Source organism: Catenulispora pinistramenti (genome assembly GCF_018274385.1).
GTDB lineage: Bacteria > Actinomycetota > Actinomycetes > Streptomycetales > Catenulisporaceae > Catenulispora > Catenulispora pinistramenti.
This window is the reverse complement of sequence record NZ_JAAFYZ010000147.1, coordinates 1-18,986: the sequence shown is the minus strand read 5'-3', so window position 1 is coordinate 18,986 and position 18,986 is coordinate 1. Positions and strand designations below refer to the sequence as shown.

The following is an 18,986-nucleotide window of genomic DNA, read 5'->3' as shown; positions in this document are numbered from 1 at the left end:
CCACCCGCAAGGAGAGGGATCTTGATGCGAACCACTGTGAAGTCCGCGGCCGCATCCGTCGCGGCGGTTGCTGTCTTCTCGGCCATCGGGGCCGGTACGGCGCGCGCCGACGTCACGAGTTCCGCCAGCATCATGCAGGCGGGGCTCAATCAGGGCGTGGCCGACGGCTATCCCGGAATGATCGCCCTGATCCGCGACGGGGGCAGCACGCAGAGCCTGTCGGCCGGCTATGGCGACGCCGCCACGAAGACCGCCGCGGATCCGAACGCGCAATTCCGCATCGGCAGCCTGACCAAGGCTTTCACCTCCACCGTCGTGCTTCAGCTGGAGGCGGAGGGCAAGTTGTCCCTGGATGACACTGTGGAGCACTGGCTGCCGGGCGTGGTCGACTCCAACGGCTACGACGGCTCGAAGATCACCCTTCGAGAGCTGCTGAACCACACCTCGGGCCTGCCTGACTACTTCAGCGATCTGACCGCGGCCGCGTACTACGCCAACCTCGCGCCCAACGCCGCCTACACCCCGCAAGCACTGGTCGCCGACGCGCTCGCCACCCGAGCCCCGGCCTCCGCGCCGGGCACGACATGGGGCTACGCCAACACCAACTACGTCCTTGCCGGCATGGTGATCCAGGCGGTCACCGGCAACAGCCCCGCCACGGAGATCACCAACCGCGTCATCACTCCGCTCGGTCTGAGCCGCACGACGTTCCCCACGACCAATCAGCTGACCGGTGACTACCTGCACGGCTACAACGCCGCCTACGGATTCGACGGGACCGCCTCCAACATCGACATGTTCGGCGCGGCCGGCGCGCTGGTCTCGACGGTCAACGACCTGTCGACGTTCGTCCATGCCCTGATGTCCGGCCAGTTGCTGCCCGCGCAGCAGATGGCCGAGTTGGAAACCGTCGTGCCGGAATCCGGCAGCGACTCCATCGCTTCCTACGGACTCGGCATCGTCGAGGAGAAACTGCCCTGCGGCAAGACCGCCTGGTTGCACGACGGCGGGGTCTTGGGCTACCGCAGCTATTGGTTCTCCAGCGCGGACGGGAGCCAGCAGGTGATCCTCGCGGGCAATGAGTTCCACGGGGTCGAGAATGACACCAAGGGCCAGAATGACACGCAGGAAGCCCTCGTCAACGCGTACTGCGCGCTCTGACAACCTCGGCGGCGGGTCATGTGTGATTGACAGCCGCGATGCCGGCCAGAATGAGGTCGATCCCGGCGAGGAACTGCTCGCGATCGTCGTGCTCCCGCAGATGTCTCCCCGCTTTATGCATGGCCGGGTACCTGACCGGATCCAGTTGCGCCCATCGAGCGGCGACATTGGCCAGGAACGTCTCCCGATCCAGTTTGCTGGCCGCGAGCGCCCGGGCGTTGGCCGCGTTCTGGCCGGCGACGCCGAGGATGTAGTTCACTAGCGCCCCCGCCGAGTCGGGGACGGCTCGTTCCGGGACGTCGAGCGCGTGGAGGTTCGCGCTCACGCTCTCGTAGACGTCCAGCAGCGCCGGACGCCACGGCTCTCGCGTGAGCTGCGCCCCGACCCACGGGTGCGCAGCGATCGCGTCGAACAGCCCCATCGCGACGGCCCGCAGCGCCTCGCGCGGATCCGCGACACCCCCGATGTCCGCCACGACGCGTCCGATCACGTGGTCGGCGGCCGCTCCGAGCAGGTCATCGCGGTCGGCGACGTGGTGGTAGATCGCCCCGTAGCCGGTGGCCAGCCGCACGGTGAGCGCCCGGAGGGTCAGTGCCTCCTCGCCCTCGGCGTCGAGGATCGCCACGGCGGCCTGCACGATCACGTCCCTGGACAGGGCCTCGGTACGTCGCGGTGCCCGCTGGGCCTTGTTCGCCATGGCCGCCATTCTGCCAGGTTTGGAGCGCCACTCCAAACCCGTGTTAGCATGATTGGAGCGACGATCCAAAGTTCTCGGAGGAATCGATGAGCAGCCCCGTCACCATCGTGGGAGCAGGCCTCGGCGGCCTGGTCCTGGCCCGCGTCCTGCACCTGAACGGCATTCCGGTCACCGTCTACGAAGCGGAAGCGTCGGCCGCCGCGCGCACTCAAGGCGGCCTGCTCGACATCCACCCCTGGAACGGCCAGCCCGCGCTCGAAGCGGCCGGGCTGATCGAGGAGTTCCGCAAGCTGGTGCTGCCGGGGCGCGAGGCCTACCGGGTTGTGGACCGGGCCGGAACGGTTCTGCTCGACTTGCCCGACGACGGGACCGGCGTGCGCCCCGAAGTCCCTCGTGGCGAGCTGAGGCAGCTGCTGTTGGACTCGCTTCCGGACGGGGTCGTGCGGTGGGGGCACAAGGTCGGCGGCGCGCGGCCACTCGGCGATGGCCGTCACGAGCTGCGCTTCGCTGACGGTACGAACGTCCGCGCGGACCTGCTGATCGGGGCCGACGGCGCGTGGTCGCGTATACGGCCCCTGCTATCCGATGCCGAACCGCAGTACGTCGGCTACACGTCCATCGAGTACTTCCTGTTCGACGCGGAGACCCGCCATCCCGCCACCGCACAGGCGGTCGGCGCCGGATCGCTGTTCGCCCTCGCGCCGGGCAAGGGGTTCCTCGCGCATCGGGAGGGTGGAGGCGCTGTGCACGCTTATGTGCAGCTCAAAGCCCCCGAGGACTGGCTGGCCCATGTCGGTTCCGCCGCCACATCAGCCGCATCCACCACATCCGCTGTATCCGCACGCCTCGCCGCCGAATTCGAAGGCTGGGCACCCGAACTCACCGCGCTCTTCAGCGCCGGCGACACCGCGCCAGTGGTGCGCCCCCTCCACACCCTGCCCCTCGGCCATCGCTGGACGCGCACCCCCGGCGTGACGCTGATCGGCGACGCCGCCCACCTCGCCGCGCCGAACGGCGAAGGCGCGAACCTCGCCATGCTGGACGGCGCCGAGCTCGGGCGGGCTATCGCCGCTCACCCCGGCGACGCCGAGGCCGCGCTGGCGGAATACGAACAGGCCATGTTCCCGCGCGCCGCCGCGGCAGCCGGGGAGGAAGACGTCTACGAGCTCATGCTCGGCGCCGACGCCCCGCACAGCTGGATCGCCATGATGACCGGCGGCGACGAAGCCTGAGATAGGCCGGGCCGCCATGACCGAACCCTGATTCACCCGACGGGGCGGCGCATCACCCCGGCTGCCCGGCACGCTCCCGCAGCACCGCGTCCAGATGCGCCGCCCATGCCCGCACCACCTCCGCGCGCCGTGCCGAGTCGTCCGTCAACACGTCCGCGAGGCCGAGCCCCCGTGCCAAGTCGAGCGTCGCCTGCACCAGGCGGTGCACGCTCTCGTCCTCGTCGGCGACGCCCAGCGCCTCGCTCGCCATCCGATGCGCCACGCGCCCGAACTTCTGCTCCAGCGGCACCACGCGCTCGCGCAGCGCCTCGTCCGCCGCGGCAGCCGTCCAGACTTGCAACGCCGCCTTGAACAGGGTGCCGGTGAAGTGCTCCACCAGCCGCGCCACCACCGCTTCGGTCGTGACGATGACGTCAGGAGCGGCCAGCTCGGCGCGCGCCGACTCGATCCGCTCGTCGAACATGTGCTCAAGCGCGGCGGTGATCAGGTCCTCGCGGGTCGGGAAGTGGTGCTGGGCGGCCCCGCGCGAGACGCCGGCGCGCTCGGCGACCACCGCCACGGTCGTCGCGCTCCAGCCCACATCGGCCAGGCAGTCCACGCACGCCCCGAGCAGGCGGCGGCGGGTGGCCCGGCTTCGGTCCTGCTGTGGTTCGCGCATCGGGGGTGGTCGCCTGTCGTTCGCTCTGGTGGATGGCTGAAGCCGGGGCGGCGTCGGGGCACTGTCGGGGCGCTGTCGGGGCGCTGTCGGAGGGTCATTCCGCCCAGCTCGGGGGCCGCTTCTGCAAGAACGCCGTCATCCCCTCCCGGGCCTCCTCCGAGGCGAACAGCCGGGCCGAGGCCGTGGCCAGCTCGTCGGCACGGGCGTCGAACGCGGCCAGGACCGGCGCCGTCACCAGCTTCTTCGACTCGGCCAGGCCCTGCGGCGACCCGAGGCGCAGCGCCGCGACCAGCTCGCCGACAGCAGCCCGCACGTCCTGCGCCGCCACCGTGATCAGACCGATCGCCTCGGCCTGCGCGGCGTCGAACTTCTCGCCGGTCAAGAAGTAGCGCGTGGCGGCCCTGGAGCTCAGCCGGGGCAGCACCGTCAGCGAGATGATCGACGGCGCGACGCCCAGGCGTGCCTCGGTCAGCGCGAATGTCGCCGCCGGACCGGCCACAGCCAGATCGCAGGCCGCGACCAGTCCCATGCCACCGGCGCGCACGTGCCCGTCCACCGCCGCGACCACCGGCTTCGGCAGCTCGACGAGCGCGCGCAGCAGCCCGGCCAACGCGCGCGCCCGACCCGCCACCGGCCCTTCGGGATCCACCGGCTCCCCGGTCGCCTCGGACAAGTCGGCACCGGCGCAGAAGGTGTTGCCGGTGTGGCCGAGCACCACCGCCCGCACGCCCGGATCCGCCGCGGCCTCCCGCAACCCGGCGTGCAGCTGCGCGACCAGCCTCGATGACAGGGCATTGCGATTGCGCGGCGAGTCCAGGGTCAGGGTCGCGACGCCGGCCTGCGCCTCATACCGCACCAGGGTCTGCTGCTCGCTCACGCCGCTCCGCCTTTCTTGACGACTGCCGACATACCCCTCGGGCAGCGGCAGCGTGTTCATGACCGGAAGCCCAGCACGCGGGCCGCCAAGCCGTTCATCACCTCGGTCGCGCCGCCGCCGATGCCCAGGATCCGGACGTCGCGGTAGTGCCGTTCGACCTCTGATTCCCGCATGTAGCCCAGGCCGCCGAACAGCTGAAGTGCTTGCGTGGCAACCCATTCGGCGGTCTCGACCGCCGTGTTCTTGGCAAAACAGACCTCGGCGATCAGGTCCTTGTCCCCCGCTACCGACCGGTCGATCAGCGCATGGGTGTAGGTGCGCGACACGTCGATCTTCCGCGCCATCTCCGTCAGCGTGTTCTGGACCAACTGCCGATCGATGAGCGGCTTGCCGAACGTCTCCCGGTTCCGGGTCCACTCCACGGCCAGGTCCAGGCAACGCTGAGCGTGCGAGTACGCCTGCGCCGCCAACGCCACCCGCTCGGACAGGAAGTGCTCGGCCAGCTGGGAGAACCCGCTGTTCTCGGCACCGACCAGGTTCTCGACCGGCACCCGGACGTCCTGGAACGCCAGTTCGGCGGTATCAGAGCACAGCCATCCCAGCTTCTCCAGCCGCCGACTGACGGTGAAGCCCGGCGTGCCCTTCTCGATCACCAACAATGAGATCCCGTCGGCGCCCGGAGCGCCGGTGCGCACCGTGGTCACCACGAAGTCGGCCCGCACGCCGGACGTGATGAAGGTCTTGGCCCCGTTCACCACGTAGTGGTCACCGTCGCGCCGCGCCGTCGTCTGGATACGCGCCACATCGCTGCCGCCGCCGGGCTCGGTGACGGCGAGCGCCCCGATCTTCGCCCCGGCCAGCGCCGGCCCGACCCAGCGTTCGATCTGCGCGGGATCGTCGGCGGCCACCAGGTGCGGCGCGGCTATGCCGCAGGTGAACAAGGATGCGAACAAGCCGCCGGAACCACCGGCGTAGTGCATCTCCTCGTTGACCGTGATGGCGTCGATCAGGTCGCCGCCCCCGCCACCGGCCTGGACCGGATGGGCGACGCCGAGCAGGCCCAGCGCACCGGCCTTCTTGGACAGCTCGCGCGGCAGTTCGCCGGCCCGCTCCCACGCGTCGAGGTTCGGCAGCACCTCCTGCTCGGTGAACCTGCGGACAGTGTCCCGCAGAGCTCTGCGTTCCTCGGTCGACCAGGCGGGACTGGACAGGCGATTCACCGCTCAGCTCCCTTCAGCACCGAGACGGGGAGCTCGGCGGTACGGGACCGCAGCCATTCGCCGAGCCCCTTGGCCTGCGGATCGAACCGGGCTTGGGCGGCCACCCCGGCGCCGAGGATGCCCTCGACGACGAAGTTGACGGCGCGCAAGTTCGGGAAGACGTGGCGTGTGACCGCCAGCTCAACCGTCTCGGGAAGGAGAGTCTTGAGCCGTTCGACAGTCAGTTCGTGGGCGAGCCAGCGCCAGGCCTCGTCGCTGCGGGCCCAGACTCCGACGTTCGCATCGCCGCCCTTGTCACCGCTGCGCGCGCCGAAGACCAGGCCGAGCGGGGCCAGGTGGGTCTCCTCAGTGGGAAGTGCTTGTGGGAGAACAGGATTCGGCGCTGGCTCTAGCTCCAGCGTGAGGTCCGGGTGCGCGATGTCGACCCGCTCGCCGTCGGGCAGGACCGCGATGTGCGGCACTTCGGCCGCGTCGACGTAGGCGGCGGTGTAGACGCCGTAGGGCGAAGCCGCGCCGGGAGGCGCCGTCATGTTGAAGCCGGGGTAGCCGGACAGCGCGAGCTCCACCGCCGCGCCGCTGAAGGCCCGCCCGATCGTATCCGCGTTCTGATCCCGGACGACGCAGCGCAGCAAGGCGCTGGCGGTCTCCTCGGTGTCGGCGTCGGGCCGGTCGGTACGGACCAGCGTCCACTGGACCGACTCCGGCGCGCTCGTCAGCCCGTCGAGCAGCTGCGCCTTGGCCAGGTCCGCCTTGGCCTCGATCGCCAGTCCGGTCAGGACGAACTCGACCTCGTTACGGAACCCGCCGAGCCGGTTCAACGCCACCTTGAGCCGCGGCGGCGGCGCTTCGCCGACGACGCCGCTGATCCGGACCCGGTCCGGACCCTCCTGCGTCAGCGTCACGGTGTCCAGCCGCGTGGTGACATCAGGGTTCGCATACCGGTGGCCGGTGATCTCGTACAGCAGCTGCGCGGTGACCGTCCCGACGCTGACGGCGCCGCCGGTCCCGGGGTGCTTGGTGATGACGCTGGACCCGTCGGCATGCACCTCGGCGATCGGGAAGCCGGGGCGGCGCAGGTCGGCGATCTCGGCGAAGAAGGCGTAGTTGCCGCCGGTGGCCTGCGCGCCGCATTCGATGACGTGACCGGCCGCCACGGCTCCGGCCAGCCGATCGTGATCAGTGTGCTGCCAGCCGAAGTGCGCGACGGCCGGGCCGACGACCAGCGAGGCGTCGGTGACGCGGCCGGTGACCACGATGTCCGCGCCGGCTTCCAGGCAGCGCGCGATGCCGAAGCCGCCGAGGTAGGCGTTGGCCGTCAGCGCCCCGGCGAATCCGAGCTCTGATGAGCGGGCCAGCAGGTTGTCGCCCTCGACGTGGGCGACCTTCGCCGCCAGCCCCAGCTTCGCGGCCACCTCCCGCAGCTTGTCGGCCAGCCCCGCCGGGTTCAGCCCGCCGGCGTTCGTCACGATCTTGACGCCGCGCTCCAGGGCCGGCCCGAGCGCGTCCTCCATCTGGCGCAGGAAGGTCTTGGCGTATCCGGCATCAGGGTTCTTCATCCGGTCGCGGCCGAGGATCAGCATGGTCAGCTCGGCGAGGTAGTCCCCGGTGAGGACGTCCAGCTCACCGCCTTCCAGCAGCTCGCGGACCGCGCTGAACCGGTCGCCGTAGAAGCCGGAGGCGTTGCCGATCCGGAGGATGTCGTGGTTCTGCGAAACACCCTCCGAAGTCCCGTCCGCGACCGGCCCCGAAATCCCGTTCGAAACCCCGCTCATGCGAACTGCCCCTTGCTCCGGCCGGGCCCGCTCGGGCCGGCGAACACCTGCGCGATGTCGAGCCACGCGTCCGCGGCGGCGCCGTCGGCGCGCACCGCGAGGTCGCCTCGGTGCCGACGCTGGGCCACGAGCAGGCAGAAGTCGAGCGCCGGGCCGGTCACGCGCTCGGCGGCGTCCTGCGGACCCCAGGTCCACACGCTGCCGTCCGGCGCGGTGAGCTCGATGCGGAACTCCGCAGTCGGCGGTTGCAGGCCGCGCTGGATGAAGGCGAAGTCCCGGGTGCGGACGCCGAGGTGGGCGACGTTGCGCAGCCGCGCGGTCGGCTCGCGTTTCACGTCGAGGGCGTCGGCGACGTCCTGGCCGTGGGCCCAGGTCTCCATGAGGCGCGCGGTGGCCATGGTCGCGGCGCCCATCGGCGGGCCGAACCAGGGCAGCTTCTGACCGGGGGGAACCGCCGCGAGGGCGGTCACCAGCTCGTGCCGGTCGGCGCGCCAGGCCGCCAGCAACTCGGCCGGCGCCAGCCGCGCGCCGCGCTCAGCCTCCTGATCGACGAACCCGGCGCCGCCTTCCTGGAGGGCCCGGGTCAGCATCGCGTTGAACTCGGCCGGGTCCCGGGCGGCGAGCCCGGCGACCCGGTCGGTCCAGGCCAGGTGCGCGATCTGGTGCCCGATCGTCCAGCCCGGCGCCGGGGTCTGGGCGCGCCAGGCATCCGGATCCAGCGGCGTGACCAGGGCGTCGAGCACTGCGCTCTCCGCGGCCAGGTCTTCGAGCAGGTCGTCGAGCACTGCCATGGCGCCTCCCGGTGGGCGTTCGCTGCTGCGTCCTGCAGCGAGCCTCGCAGCCCGGATAGAAAAAATCAATCTTGCACGCTTGATTCCTTCGCCGGGCAGCGCGACGGCGCGGCGCGTACCGTGGCTTGCGTGGCAAACGACCTGCACCACCTGCTCCAGTCCGCGGTTGACAGTGGCGAGACACCCGGGGTCGTGGCCCTGGTGGCGCGCGGCGATGACGTCGAGCTGGCGACGGCCGGCACGACCGAGCTGGGCGGATCGAAGCCGATGGCTCGCGACACCCTGTTCCGCATCGCCTCGCTGACGAAAGCGGTCACCGCCGCGCTGGCCATGCAGCTGGTCGAGGAAGGGCTCATCGGCCAGGACGACCCGATCAGCCGGTGGCTGCCGGAACTGGCCGGCCCGATGGTCGTGCGCACCCCTGACGGACCGCTGGACGACCTGGTCCCGGCGAACCGCCCGATCACCGTCGCGGACCTGCTCACATCGCGCGCCGGCTGGGGCTTCCCGGACGACTTCACCTGGCCGGCCGTCGGCGCGCTGTTCGTGCGGGGCTGGCAGCAGTACGGCCTCCAGCCGCAGCTGATCCCGGCACCGGACCAGTGGGTGAAGGACCTCAGCGGGGTGCCGCTGCTCTACCAGCCCGGCGAGCGCTGGCTGTACAACACGTCCAGCGACCTGCTCGGCGTGCTGATGGCCCGCGCCACCGGCATGACGCTCCCGGACCTGATGGCCGAGCGCGTCTTCGACCCGTTGGGCATGACCGACACCGGCTTCGCGGCCCGGCCCGACCAGCTCGACCGCTTCACTCCCTACTACCGCCCCGGCCCCGACGGCATGGTCCTGGCCGACCCGCCCTCCGGGCAGTGGAGCAGCGTGCCGGCGTTCCCGTCCGGCGCCGGCGGCCTGGTCGGCACGATCGAGGACTACCACGCCTTCGCCCGCACGCTGCTGCCCGGCCGGTCCGACCGGCTGTCACCGCGGTCGCTCCAGATGATCCTCACCGACCACCTCACCGCCGAGCAGCGCGCGGCCGCGACCCGGTTCCTGGACGGCCAGGGCTGGGGCTCCGGCGGCGCGGTGGACGTCGCCGAGACCGAGCCGTGGAACGTCGTCGGCCGCTACGGCTGGACCGGCGGCACCGGTATGACCGCGCACGTCATCCCGGCCACCGACACCGTCGCGATCCTGCTGTCCACGACCGCCATGCCGGATCCGGCGGCGACCCCGGTGCAGAAGGCTTTCTGGACGTACGCGGCACGCGGCTAGCCGACAGGCCGACCGCCTCACCAACCCAGTTCGCGCAGCCGCTCGTCATCGATGCCGAAGTGATGCCCCACCTCGTGGATGACGGTGGCCCGCACCTCGCGCACGACGTCCTCGTAGCTGTGGCAGATCTTCAGGATCTCGTTGCGGTAGATGGTGATCCGGTCCGGCAGCACCCCCGAGTACCACTCCCCGCGCCCGGTCAACGGAATGCCCTGATACAGACCCAGCAGCCCCGGATACGGAGCCTCGGCCTCGACGACCACCGCGACGTTCCGGATCTGCCGTCCCAGCGCCTCCGGGATGGAGTCCAGCCCTTGGCCGACCAGTTCCTCGAACTGCTCGGGCGAGACCTCGATCACGTGCCCATTGTCGCACCAAAAGTCCTGGGGGACTGAAGCCGCGCTGCAATAGGGTGCGGCCATGAGCGACAGGCTGGTGTGGATCGACTGCGAGATGACCGGGCTCGACCTGGACAAGGAGGCCCTGATCGAGGTGGCCGTGCTGGTCACGGACGGCGAGCTGAACGTCCTCGGCGACGGGGTCCAGGTGGTGATCGCGCCGCCGGCCGAGAAGCTGCCGGGCCTGCTGGCCGGGATGGACGAGGTGGTGCGGAAGATGCACACCACCTCGGGCCTGCTGGAGGCGTTGCCGAACGGGATCCCGCTGGCCGAGGCGCAGGAGCGGATCCTGGCCTACGTGCGCGAACACGTGCCGGAGGCCAGAACCGCGCAGCTGGCCGGGAACTCGGTCGGCTTCGACCGGCGCTTCCTGGCCCGGGACATGCCAGAGCTCGAACAGTACCTGCACTACCGCATCGTGGACGTCACCTCGATCGGCGAGCTGGCCCGCCGCTGGTACCCGAAGGCCTACGCGAGGACCCCGCGACGGACCGGCAACCACCGCGCGCTTGGTGACATCCGCGACTCGATCGCCGAACTGCGCTACTACCGCGGCGCGATCTTCGTCCCGCAGGCGACCTGAGACACCGAACCGGGGATGCCGAATCGGCGATGCCGAATCGGCGATGCCGAATCGGCGATGCCGAATCGACATACCAACTCCGCGCCGCGCTACCCCACCACCTGCGGATTGCTCGCCTCGCTCTCATGATGCAGGCGGTCCACGGCCGTCACGTGATACGTGTACTGATTCCTCGCCACCGCGCTCGCGTCGGTCCAGCCGTTGAACAGCCCTGATACGGCGCGGACCGTGCCCAGCAGGTTCCTCGCGTCCGCGAAGTCGCACGCGCTGTGCGGCGGGTGGCCGTCGAAGCGGTAGACGGCATAGTACGCGGCCTCGACGCCGTGCGGGCGGCGGAGGTTCAGCCACTGGAGTCGGGTCCCGGCGGCGCTCGGTCGGGCCTCGGTCAGGGCCGTGCGATCCGGCGCGGGGCCGGGATGGCGCGGCATTTCGGGGACGAGGGCCGGGTATTCGTAGAGATCGGTGATGAGGCGGGTCTGGAAGCCGAGGGGGTCGGTCAGGAGTTTCGTGATGTTGAAGTAGATGTCACCGGCCACCTCAGGGTACTTACGGTCGAGGATCAGGTGGTTCGGCATCTCGTTCGGGTCCAGCCAGGCCGGCGGGTTGGAGATGCCGATCTTGGAGATGGTCTGGCCGATCAGGAGCTGGGTGCCGGTGCCGTCCACGGCCTTGGACCACCAGTCGACCAGGACGTCGTAGGCGGCCGGCGGGAAGCCGATGTTCCAATACAGCTGCGGGGCGACGTAGTCCAGCCAGCCCTTCTGCACCCAGCCGCGGGTGTCGGCGGACAGCGCGTCGTAGGACTGCAGGCCGTTGGTCGCCGAGCCGAGCGGATCGGTGGCCTGGTTGCGCCAGATGCCGAAGGGGCTGATCCCCCACTTCATCCACGGCTTCACCGCACGCAGCTCGCGCTGCAGGGTGCTGACAAGCTTGTCGACGTTGGCCCGGCGCCAGGTCGCCTTGTCGGGGAAGCCGGCACCGTAGGCGGCGAATGTCGCGTCGTCCGGGAAGTCCGTCGTGCCGACCGGGTAGGGATAGAAGTAGTCGTCGAAGTGGATGCCGTCGATGTCGTAGCGGCTCGCGACGTCGGTGATCACCTGTACGTCGAAGTCCAGCACCGCCGGGACCCCGGGGTTGTAGTAGAGCTCGCCGCCGTACTCCACGCACCAGTCCGGGTGCACCCGCGCCGGGTGCGTGGGTACCAACTGGTTCGGATCCGGTTGTGTGGACACGCGATAGGGGTTCATCCACGCGTGCAGCTCCAGGTTCCGCTTGTGGGCCTCGGCCACGGCGAAGGCCAGCGGGTCGTACCCGGGATCCTGTCCCTGCGTCCCGGTCAGGTACTGCGACCACGGCTCGTAGCGCGAGTCATAGAGCGCATCCGCAGCGGGCCGGATCTGTAGATACACCGCGTTCATCCGCATCCGGACCGCCGCATCCAGCAACGCGACCAACTCGGCCTGCTGCTGTGCCGCGCTCAGCCCCGGCGCCGACGGCCAGTCGATGTTGGACACGCTGGCGATCCACACGCCCCGCAGCTGCCGCTTGGGATGCGCGGGGTCGGGGTCGCTAGAGCAGGAGCCGGGCAGACGACTCAGGTCCCCAGCCGGAACGGCCGCCGCAGCCGGCGAACCGCCGGTCAGCAGCCCGCCACCGGCCAACGCCGCCGTGACACCCGCCGACGCCGCCAGGAAGCCCCGCCGGCTGGGAACCTTCGTCATCTTCTACCTCGCCTAGTCGTCTACTGCACAGTGATCGTTTACTTCACGGTGATGGAAGCGGATCCGGTCACGCCGCCCGCCGTCACGGACACCGTCACGCTGCCCGGGCAGTGCGCCGTCACCACGCCGGTGCCCGGGTCCACCGAGGCGACCCGCGGGTCGGAGGAGGCCCAGTGCCGCGACACCGGGTCGGCGATCGGCACCTGCAACGCCTGCGCGTCGGTCCCGGTCAGCGACGTACCCACGGCGGCCAGCTGCTCCTTCGCACCGCGCGCCAAAGCCGGCGTCGGGGCCGTGACCGCGACCGAGGTCAGGAGCGGCTGCACCGCGAACTGCACCCGGCCGTCCGGCAGGACGTTGAAGAGCCCGTAGTTGTAGAAGCCGCCCTGGTCCACCGGCGCGTACGGCGTCGCGCCGAGGTCGGCGACCACGAAGTTCGGGATGCCGTTCGGGGACTCGGTCCCGTCCGGCAGCCGGACGTCCTCGGCCCAGCCGCGGGCATGGCCGAAGAGCATCAGCACGTGGACGCCTGGATGGGTCTGCTGGTACTTCTGCACCAGCCGCTCGTACATCTCGGCCTCGAACCGGTCGGAGAACTGGCTGTCGTCCCGGGGATGCGGGTCGTAGGCCGGGACGTGGGTGGTGACGATCGCTACCTTCTGCGTGTTCTGCGTCAGCTGCTGCGCCAGCCACAGGTACTGCGACTCGTCTGTGTCGACGTTCTGATACGGATCGGAGGCGGTGATCCCGATGTGGCCGCTGTCGGTGACGATGACCCGCGCCGCGCCCTGGTCGTAGGCGTAGTGCGTGGCGCCGAAGACGCTGGCGAAGTTGCCGTTCTCCGGCGTCGCGCCCTGCGTGATCTCGTGGTTGCCGACCGCGTCGCGGTAGGGCACCCCGAGGCCGTCGAACAGGGTCTTGAGATTCGTCAGATCCGGCAGCTGGCCGTCGTCGGCCATGTCGCCGAGCGCCTGCGCCATCGACGGCTTCGCGGCCGTCGGGAGGTTCGCCAGCAGCCCCGGCATCGCCTTCATCGCCACGGTTCCGGTGTTGGTCGGGCTGGCCGCGGTGGTGTGCGCGTCGTCGAACGCCGCGATCGTCGAGCCGCCGGGCTTGAACGAGTCGACGTCGGTGAACGACAGCCACGACGGGTTCTTCGGGATCGCCGTGTAGGTCGGCGGGACCGGCGGCCGCGGCGAGTACACCGCCTGCAGATCGGCCAGGTGGACCTCGCCGCTCAGGTTCGGGCCGGGCTTGATGACGACCAGGCCCAGGTAGTTGATCCGCAGCGGGTACTGCAAACCCGGCGGCAGCTGCGCCACCACGTACTGCCAGCCGTCGAAGGTGATGCCGGTCGGGTAGAAGCTGGTCGGCTGCTCCGTGGACTGCCAGATGCCGACGTTCAGCGTCACGATGCCCGGCGCCAGCCCGGCCCCGGGGCGCGAGGCCAGATCGGGGTTGCCCTTGACCCACACCCCGATCCCGATCGGCGCCTGGGTGCCGTTCAGCAGCGGGATCTGCTCGCTGTCCGGGTCGTTCAGGTAGACGCTCAGGTCGAAGGTCTTGCTGACGTCCGGGTAGTCGTAGTGGATGTCGAAGGACCCTGCGTCACCGGGCTGCGCCTTGGTCGCCGGGTCGAAGCTCATCGAGCCGTCGGACGTGCTGTGCGAGCCGGGGCTGGGCACCTTGCGCGGGTAGACGTTCATGTACGCGTCGGTGATCGACCACTTCGAGGCGTCGGTGAGCGGATCGACGTCGGTCGTCGAGCGGCCCACCGCGATGCTGACCGTGGCGGTCCGGCCGCCGGCGCTCGCGGTCACGGTGACCATGCCGGAGCCGTTCGCCGCGGCGGTGAACGTCCCGTCGGCGGCGACCGAACCCAGCGACGGCTGGTCGACGCTCCACTTCACAGCCGAGGCGGGCAGATCGACTGCGCTGCCGTCCGGCGCGGTGGCCGAGGCGGTGATGAGCTGGGTCGCGCCGCTATCGAGGTCGACCTGACTCGGGGACACCTTCAAGGCGCCGAGGCTGGGGACCACCGTCACGGGGATAGTCGAGTGCGCGTGCCCGGAGGTGGCGTGCAGGATCGCGTGGCCGGGGCGGGAGAACGTCAGGGTGCTGCCGTCGACCGAGGCCATCTTCGGTGGCGAGATCTTCAGTGCCGTCCCGTCGCGCGCCGGGTTGTCGGCGGCGTCCAGGCCGTAGGCGGACAGCGGAACCTTGGTCCCGGCCAACACGGTCAGCGGCTTGTTGTCGTTGACGACGGCCCGCACCGCCGGGGCGGGGGCCTTCTCGGTGCTGTAGATGAACAGCCCGTTGGCGACCGGGCGCTCGTGGCCGTCGGAGGGGACGTTCAGGACAGAGGCCTGAGTCTGTCCGGGCAGCCGGCCGACCATCTGCGTGGAGCCGCCGCTGTCGAACAGGATCGCGTTGTAGGCGCCGTGCCGCATCATCCAGCCGGCGATCTGCGGGCGGGTCAGGCCCTGCGCGACGTCCTCGCTCTGGTGGCCGTCGAACGCGGCGAAGACGGCGTGCTTGCCGTCCTTGGTGGTGCCGACCGCGGTCACCGGGTTGTCGACGTTGTTCTCCCCGGGCCCCTGGAGCGGCACGGCGCGCTGGCCGTTCTGCACCAGGATCGCGCCGCCGGACAGGCCCTGGACGACGTCGGGGTCGGGGCCGATCTTCTCACTGACCGCGACCCGGTCGCCGGTGTGAATACTCTGCGACAACCACTGCGCCTGGGTCCCGGACCCGACCAGGTCCTCGGTGCCCTTGGCCAGCTGCGGCAGCGAGGTCACGCCGGCGGTGACGGAGTCCACGACCAGCGTGGTCCCGTCCAGGTGGCCGGCGACGACGGTCGAGGCCGGGATCGGCGAGGGGGTGCCCAGGTCGGGGGTGACGCGCACGACGGCGTTGCCGGACAACGAGTTCACGGCGTTGACCGAGGTGATCGCGGTGCTCGCGGCGCCGTCGGTCAGGGTGCCGGTGTAGGTCTCGGTGCCGATGCCGATGGTGCCGTCGTGCCGGACCCACAGGTCGGCGTTCCAGCTCGGATCAGGGCTCTTCACCAGTCGGCCGTCGATGACGACCATGCCCAGCGGCCGCCCGCTGCCGTAGATCTCGAAGAAGTCGCCGTTGACCCCGGCCACCGCGCCGGTCCGGTGCGCCATCGAGGACGGGACCTCGTCGACCGGGTCGGTGAGATGGTCATGGGACTCCACAACACCCAACCGCACGTTGGGGTCGGCCAGGTTGACGTCCATCACCTGTGCGCGCTGCGCGCCGCCGACGGTCTGGAGCTGATCAGAGTACTGCTGCACCCCGCGGGTCAGCGTCACCTTCGGCGAGACCGTCTCATCGACCACCAACGGCCACTGGTCCGGTGTCTTGGGAAGCCAGGACGCTGACGCGCCGCCGCTGTTCCCGGCCTTGGCCGGCGGCGGCGCCGAGTGCGCGGGCGCCGCCACGGCGGCACAGCTCGCCACGGCGAGAACGAGCGCCGCTGCGGCCCTGCCCCGTCCTGATCCCCGTGGACTCCTTCGAGTCGACTGCGTCGACACCATGCCCTCCCCTGGCCGGCACCCCGAGGCACCGCTTGGTATTTTGTGGATTCTACGCGAGCTTAGCCAAGATTCAAGGCGCAGAATCCACGTAAATCCAACGGCGAGGTGACGGGGATCCGTCGTCTCGGGGTGTCGGGCACTCGTGCGCAGCCCACCGCATCCGGTCGCAAACAAGGCGTTCATCTCAGAGTTCGTAAATACGGGCGTCGGCCTCTATTGTGGTACGGAGCCGTTTCGTATTGGGGAAGGTGGTGCGGATGTACGCGTTTCAGATTCGCGCCCCGCACCGGCTGCACCGCAATGCGCGAATAAGCCGCTGAGCCTGGCTCGCTTCCCTCCTTCTTCTGGCTATCCCAGACATTTCCGGTACATGTTGCCTGTTAGGTGTAATCCCCCATGTCCTTAACCAATCCCGCCGCGCCGGCAGTGGACCCGCGGCGCTGGAAGGCGCTGGCCTTCGTCGGCCTCGCCCAGCTGATGGTGGTGCTCGACGGCACCGTGGTGAACATCGCGCTGCCCTCGGCCCAGCACGATCTGGGCTTCTCCGACGCGGACCGGCAGTGGGTGGTCACCGCGTACGCGCTGCCGTTCGGCGCGCTGCTGTTGTTCGGGGGCCGGCTGGCCGACCGGCTCGGGCGCCGGCGGACGTTCCAGGTCGGCGTGGTCGGTTTCGCGCTGGCCTCGGCGCTCGGCGGGGCCTCGGCCAACCTCGGGATGCTGCTCGGCGCCCGCGCGCTCCAGGGCTGTTTCGGCGCGATGCTCGCGCCGTCCGCGCTGTCGCTGGTGACCGTGATGTTCACCAAGCCCGCCGAGCGCGCCAAAGCCTTCGGCATCTGGGGTTCCATCTCCGGCAGCGGGGCCGCGGTCGGGCTGATGCTCGGCGGGCTGCTGACCCAGTACCTCAGCTGGCGCTGGACGATGTTCGTGAACGTCTTCATCGCCGTCATCGCGTTCACCGGCTCGGTGATCACGGTGCGCGAACCGGACCGGCACCGCGACCACGGCCGGCTGGACTTCCTCGGCATCTTCCTGGTCACCGGCGGGCTGGCCAGCCTGGTCTACGGCCTGTCCCGGGCCGAGTCCGACGGCTGGAGCTCCCGGGTGACCATCGGCCTGCTGGCCGCCGCCGGGGTCGCGCTGGTGCTGTTCGTCATCGTCGAGGCGATCTCCAAGGCCCCGCTGCTTCCGCTGCGCGTGGTCTGGAACCGGGACCGGGGCGGTGCGTACCTGTCGCTGGCGCTGGCGATCATCGGCATGTTCGGCGCGTTCCTGTTCCTGACCTACTACTTGCAGATCGTGCGCGGGATGTCGCCGGTGCGCAGCGGTGCGGCGTTCCTGCCGATGGTCGCCGGCATGCTGATCGGCGCGACCCAGATCAGCGCCCGGCTGATGACCCGGGTGCGGCCGCGCTACCTGATGCCGCCCGGTTTCCTGCTCGGCTCGGCCGGCATGCTGGCCCTGACCCGGATCACCCCGGACAGCGACTACCGGAACTGGGTGCTGCCCGGCACGATCGCGCTGGGGCTGGGCATGGGCTGCGCGTTCATGCCCGCGATGAACGTGGCCACCGGCGGCGTCAGCCCGCGCGACGCCGGCGTCGCCTCGGCGATGGTCAACACCTCGCAGCAGGTCGGCGGCGCGGTAGGCACCGCACTGCTCAGCACCATGGCACTGAGCGCCACCCACACCTACGCCGCCGAGCACGCCGTCGCGGGCGCCTCGGCACAGCAGGCCGCCACCGCGCAGACCCAGGCGATGGTGCACGGCTACATCACCGCGTTCTGGTGGGCGGCCTGCCTGCTGCTGGCCGCCGCGGTGGTCTCGTTCGCCCTCATCAGCTTCCGGGTCGGCCAACCGTTCGCCGCGGCGACCGCCGCCCCGGTCGGCACCGAATCCGTCTTCCAGGAAGCGGCCGCCGACGCGGTCGCCGACGCCGAACCGAAGGAGTTCGTGCTCCCCTTGCACGATGCCATCCCCGCCGCCGAGCCGGAACCGAGACCGGACCGGGCCAACGGCGCATTCGACCGCGCTCCCATCGGCCACCAGACCCACACTCCCCCGCCGTTCAACGGCGACGGCATCCTGATCCGCGGCCGGGTCCGGGACCGCGACGGCGCGCCGATGGCGATGGCCGTGATCACCGCGGTGTCCCCACAGGGGCGGCAGGTGGGCCGGGCCCGCAGCGGCGCCGACGGCGGCTACCAGCTCGGCGTCCCGCGCACCGGCACCTACGTGCTGATCGTCGCCACCGACGGCCGCGAGCCGGAGGCATCGACCATCACCGTCCGGGACCGCGGCGTCAGCCACGACATCCTGCTGGCCGAGCGCGGCCGGCTGTCGGTCACGGTCCGCTCCACCGACGGCAGCCGCCTCGGCGGGGCCACCCTGATGCTCACCGACACCGGCGGCAACCTCCTCACCAGCCGGCGCACCGGCGAGGACGGCACGCACACCTTCCGCGACCTGCCGGTCGGCGCGCTCACCCTGGCGGTGAACGCCGTCGGACACCGGCCCGGCGCGCAGGCCATCGCCATCGACAGCCACGGCACCACCCGCGCCGAGGTGGAACTACACCCGGCAGTGCGCCTGATCGGCACCGTCCGGGCCTGGTCCACGGACTCCCCGCTGGCCGACGCCCGCGTGATGCTGATGGACGGCGCCGGGAACGTGGTGGCCACCGCCGACAGCGACCCGGAGGGCTCGTTCGCGTTCGCCGACTTGGACGCCGGCGAGTACACGCTGATCGCCAGCGGGTACCCGCCGGTGGCCAGCGCGGTGCAGGTGGACGGGCGGCGGGACAGCCGGTATGACGTGCAGCTCGGGTTTCCGGAGTAGGCGGAGTGGCGGAGTAGGCGGAGTGGCAGAGTGGCGGAGTAGGCGGGCACGAGCCACGGAAGTCGGTCTGCGGGGCGGTTCGGGCGGCCGTCCCGCAGACTAGTGCCAGTGCCGTATCAGGCAACGTTTGCCTTGGTGATGATTTGGCGTGAGCGGGCGGGCGCTGGCGGCCTTCGCGGGGATCTCGGCTCTACGTGGGGGCTGCGTGG

The 18,986-nt window shown here is 70.6% G+C and carries 14 protein-coding genes and 1 pseudogene; 6 read left to right on the top strand and 9 right to left on the bottom strand.

Translation table 11 applies throughout. From position 1 onward, the window contains the following. Positions 1 to 24 precede the first annotated feature (24 nt). The gene (locus tag KGQ19_RS32625) at positions 25 to 1,161 is read left to right on the top strand and encodes a serine hydrolase domain-containing protein (RefSeq protein WP_212016416.1); all 1,137 of its coding nucleotides are present in this window, start codon (positions 25 to 27) and stop codon (positions 1,159 to 1,161) included. A 16-nt stretch (positions 1,162 to 1,177) separates the two neighbouring features. On the opposite strand, the gene KGQ19_RS32620 is transcribed toward KGQ19_RS32625, so the two are convergent. Next, a complete protein-coding gene (locus KGQ19_RS32620; RefSeq protein ID WP_438801889.1) occupies positions 1,178 to 1,867 on the bottom strand; it encodes a TetR/AcrR family transcriptional regulator in 690 nt (229 codons plus the stop codon). 77 nt (positions 1,868 to 1,944) lie between these two features. On the opposite strand from KGQ19_RS32620, the gene KGQ19_RS32615 reads away from it, so the two are divergent. Then, complete coding sequence (locus tag KGQ19_RS32615) at positions 1,945 to 3,090, top strand: FAD-dependent oxidoreductase (RefSeq protein WP_212016414.1); 1,146 nt, start codon at positions 1,945 to 1,947, stop codon at positions 3,088 to 3,090. A gap of 52 nt (positions 3,091 to 3,142) precedes the next feature. Here the strand turns inward: KGQ19_RS32615 and KGQ19_RS32610 are convergent, their stop codons facing one another. The 5 genes from KGQ19_RS32610 to KGQ19_RS32590 form a co-directional block, all read right to left on the bottom strand. Beyond that, on the bottom strand, positions 3,143 to 3,748 hold the full coding sequence (locus KGQ19_RS32610; protein ID WP_212016413.1) for a TetR/AcrR family transcriptional regulator: 606 nt from the start codon (positions 3,746 to 3,748) through the stop codon (positions 3,143 to 3,145). Between the two features lie 94 nt (positions 3,749 to 3,842). Then, positions 3,843 to 4,625: an enoyl-CoA hydratase family protein gene (locus tag KGQ19_RS32605; RefSeq protein WP_307856579.1), complete on the bottom strand. Its 783-nt coding sequence runs from the start codon at positions 4,623 to 4,625 to the stop codon at positions 3,843 to 3,845. A 56-nt stretch (positions 4,626 to 4,681) separates the two neighbouring features. Next, entirely contained in the window at positions 4,682 to 5,845 is a 1,164-nt protein-coding gene (locus KGQ19_RS32600; protein WP_212016411.1) for an acyl-CoA dehydrogenase family protein, read from the bottom strand. Continuing rightward, positions 5,842 to 7,617, bottom strand: a complete 1,776-nt coding sequence (locus KGQ19_RS32595; protein WP_212016410.1) for an acyclic terpene utilization AtuA family protein — start codon at positions 7,615 to 7,617, stop codon at positions 5,842 to 5,844. The genes KGQ19_RS32600 and KGQ19_RS32595 overlap by 4 nt, the downstream gene beginning before the upstream one ends. Then, on the bottom strand, positions 7,614 to 8,408 hold the full coding sequence (locus tag KGQ19_RS32590; RefSeq protein WP_212016409.1) for a TIGR03084 family metal-binding protein: 795 nt from the start codon (positions 8,406 to 8,408) through the stop codon (positions 7,614 to 7,616). The genes KGQ19_RS32595 and KGQ19_RS32590 overlap by 4 nt, the downstream gene beginning before the upstream one ends. A 129-nt stretch (positions 8,409 to 8,537) precedes the next feature. Here KGQ19_RS32590 and KGQ19_RS32585 point away from each other — a divergent pair, with 129 nt between their 5' ends. Next, positions 8,538 to 9,677 (top strand): serine hydrolase domain-containing protein, encoded by a 1,140-nt coding sequence (locus tag KGQ19_RS32585; RefSeq protein ID WP_212016408.1) that lies wholly within the window; start codon positions 8,538 to 8,540, stop codon positions 9,675 to 9,677. Positions 9,678 to 9,694: 17 nt separating this feature from the next. Here KGQ19_RS32585 and KGQ19_RS32580 read toward each other — a convergent pair whose 3' ends face one another. Beyond that, a complete protein-coding gene (locus KGQ19_RS32580; protein WP_212016407.1) occupies positions 9,695 to 10,036 on the bottom strand; it encodes a metallopeptidase family protein in 342 nt (113 codons plus the stop codon). Between the two features lie 61 nt (positions 10,037 to 10,097). On the opposite strand from KGQ19_RS32580, the gene orn reads away from it, so the two are divergent. Continuing rightward, a complete protein-coding gene (orn, locus tag KGQ19_RS32575; protein ID WP_212016406.1) occupies positions 10,098 to 10,658 on the top strand; it encodes an oligoribonuclease in 561 nt (186 codons plus the stop codon). Positions 10,659 to 10,747: 89 nt separating this feature from the next. Here the strand turns inward: orn and KGQ19_RS32570 are convergent, their stop codons facing one another. Together KGQ19_RS32570 and KGQ19_RS32565 are read right to left on the bottom strand one after the other, a co-directional pair. Further along, a complete protein-coding gene (locus KGQ19_RS32570; protein WP_212016405.1) occupies positions 10,748 to 12,379 on the bottom strand; it encodes a glycoside hydrolase family 10-like protein in 1,632 nt (543 codons plus the stop codon). Positions 12,380 to 12,417: 38 nt separating this feature from the next. After that, entirely contained in the window at positions 12,418 to 15,864 is a 3,447-nt protein-coding gene (locus KGQ19_RS32565; RefSeq protein WP_307856577.1) for a phosphodiester glycosidase family protein, read from the bottom strand. A 474-nt stretch (positions 15,865 to 16,338) separates the two neighbouring features. Between KGQ19_RS32565 and KGQ19_RS53025 the strand changes: the two are divergent. Further along, positions 16,339 to 17,874 (top strand): annotated as a pseudogene (locus KGQ19_RS53025) (MFS transporter); the annotation flags it as partial. 18 nt (positions 17,875 to 17,892) lie between these two features. After that, a complete protein-coding gene (locus tag KGQ19_RS53020; RefSeq protein WP_438801890.1) occupies positions 17,893 to 18,777 on the top strand; it encodes an MSCRAMM family protein in 885 nt (294 codons plus the stop codon). The last annotated feature ends 209 nt before the right edge of the window (positions 18,778 to 18,986 follow it).

What these genes read in the sequence shown, in the direction of transcription:
- KGQ19_RS32610 (WP_212016413.1), bottom strand. Translation starts at nt 3,748, where the DNA reads ATGCGCGAACCACAGCAGGACCGAAGCCGGGCCACCCGCCGCCGCCTG.
- KGQ19_RS32620 (WP_438801889.1), bottom strand. Translation starts at nt 1,867, where the DNA reads ATGGCGGCCATGGCGAACAAGGCCCAGCGGGCACCGCGACGTACCGAG.
- orn (WP_212016406.1), top strand. Translation starts at nt 10,098, where the DNA reads ATGAGCGACAGGCTGGTGTGGATCGACTGCGAGATGACCGGGCTCGAC.
- KGQ19_RS32570 (WP_212016405.1), bottom strand. Translation starts at nt 12,379, where the DNA reads ATGACGAAGGTTCCCAGCCGGCGGGGCTTCCTGGCGGCGTCGGCGGGT.
- KGQ19_RS32615 (WP_212016414.1), top strand. Translation starts at nt 1,945, where the DNA reads ATGAGCAGCCCCGTCACCATCGTGGGAGCAGGCCTCGGCGGCCTGGTC.
- KGQ19_RS32595 (WP_212016410.1), bottom strand. Translation starts at nt 7,617, where the DNA reads ATGAGCGGGGTTTCGAACGGGATTTCGGGGCCGGTCGCGGACGGGACT.
- KGQ19_RS32625 (WP_212016416.1), top strand. Translation starts at nt 25, where the DNA reads ATGCGAACCACTGTGAAGTCCGCGGCCGCATCCGTCGCGGCGGTTGCT.
- KGQ19_RS32590 (WP_212016409.1), bottom strand. Translation starts at nt 8,408, where the DNA reads ATGGCAGTGCTCGACGACCTGCTCGAAGACCTGGCCGCGGAGAGCGCA.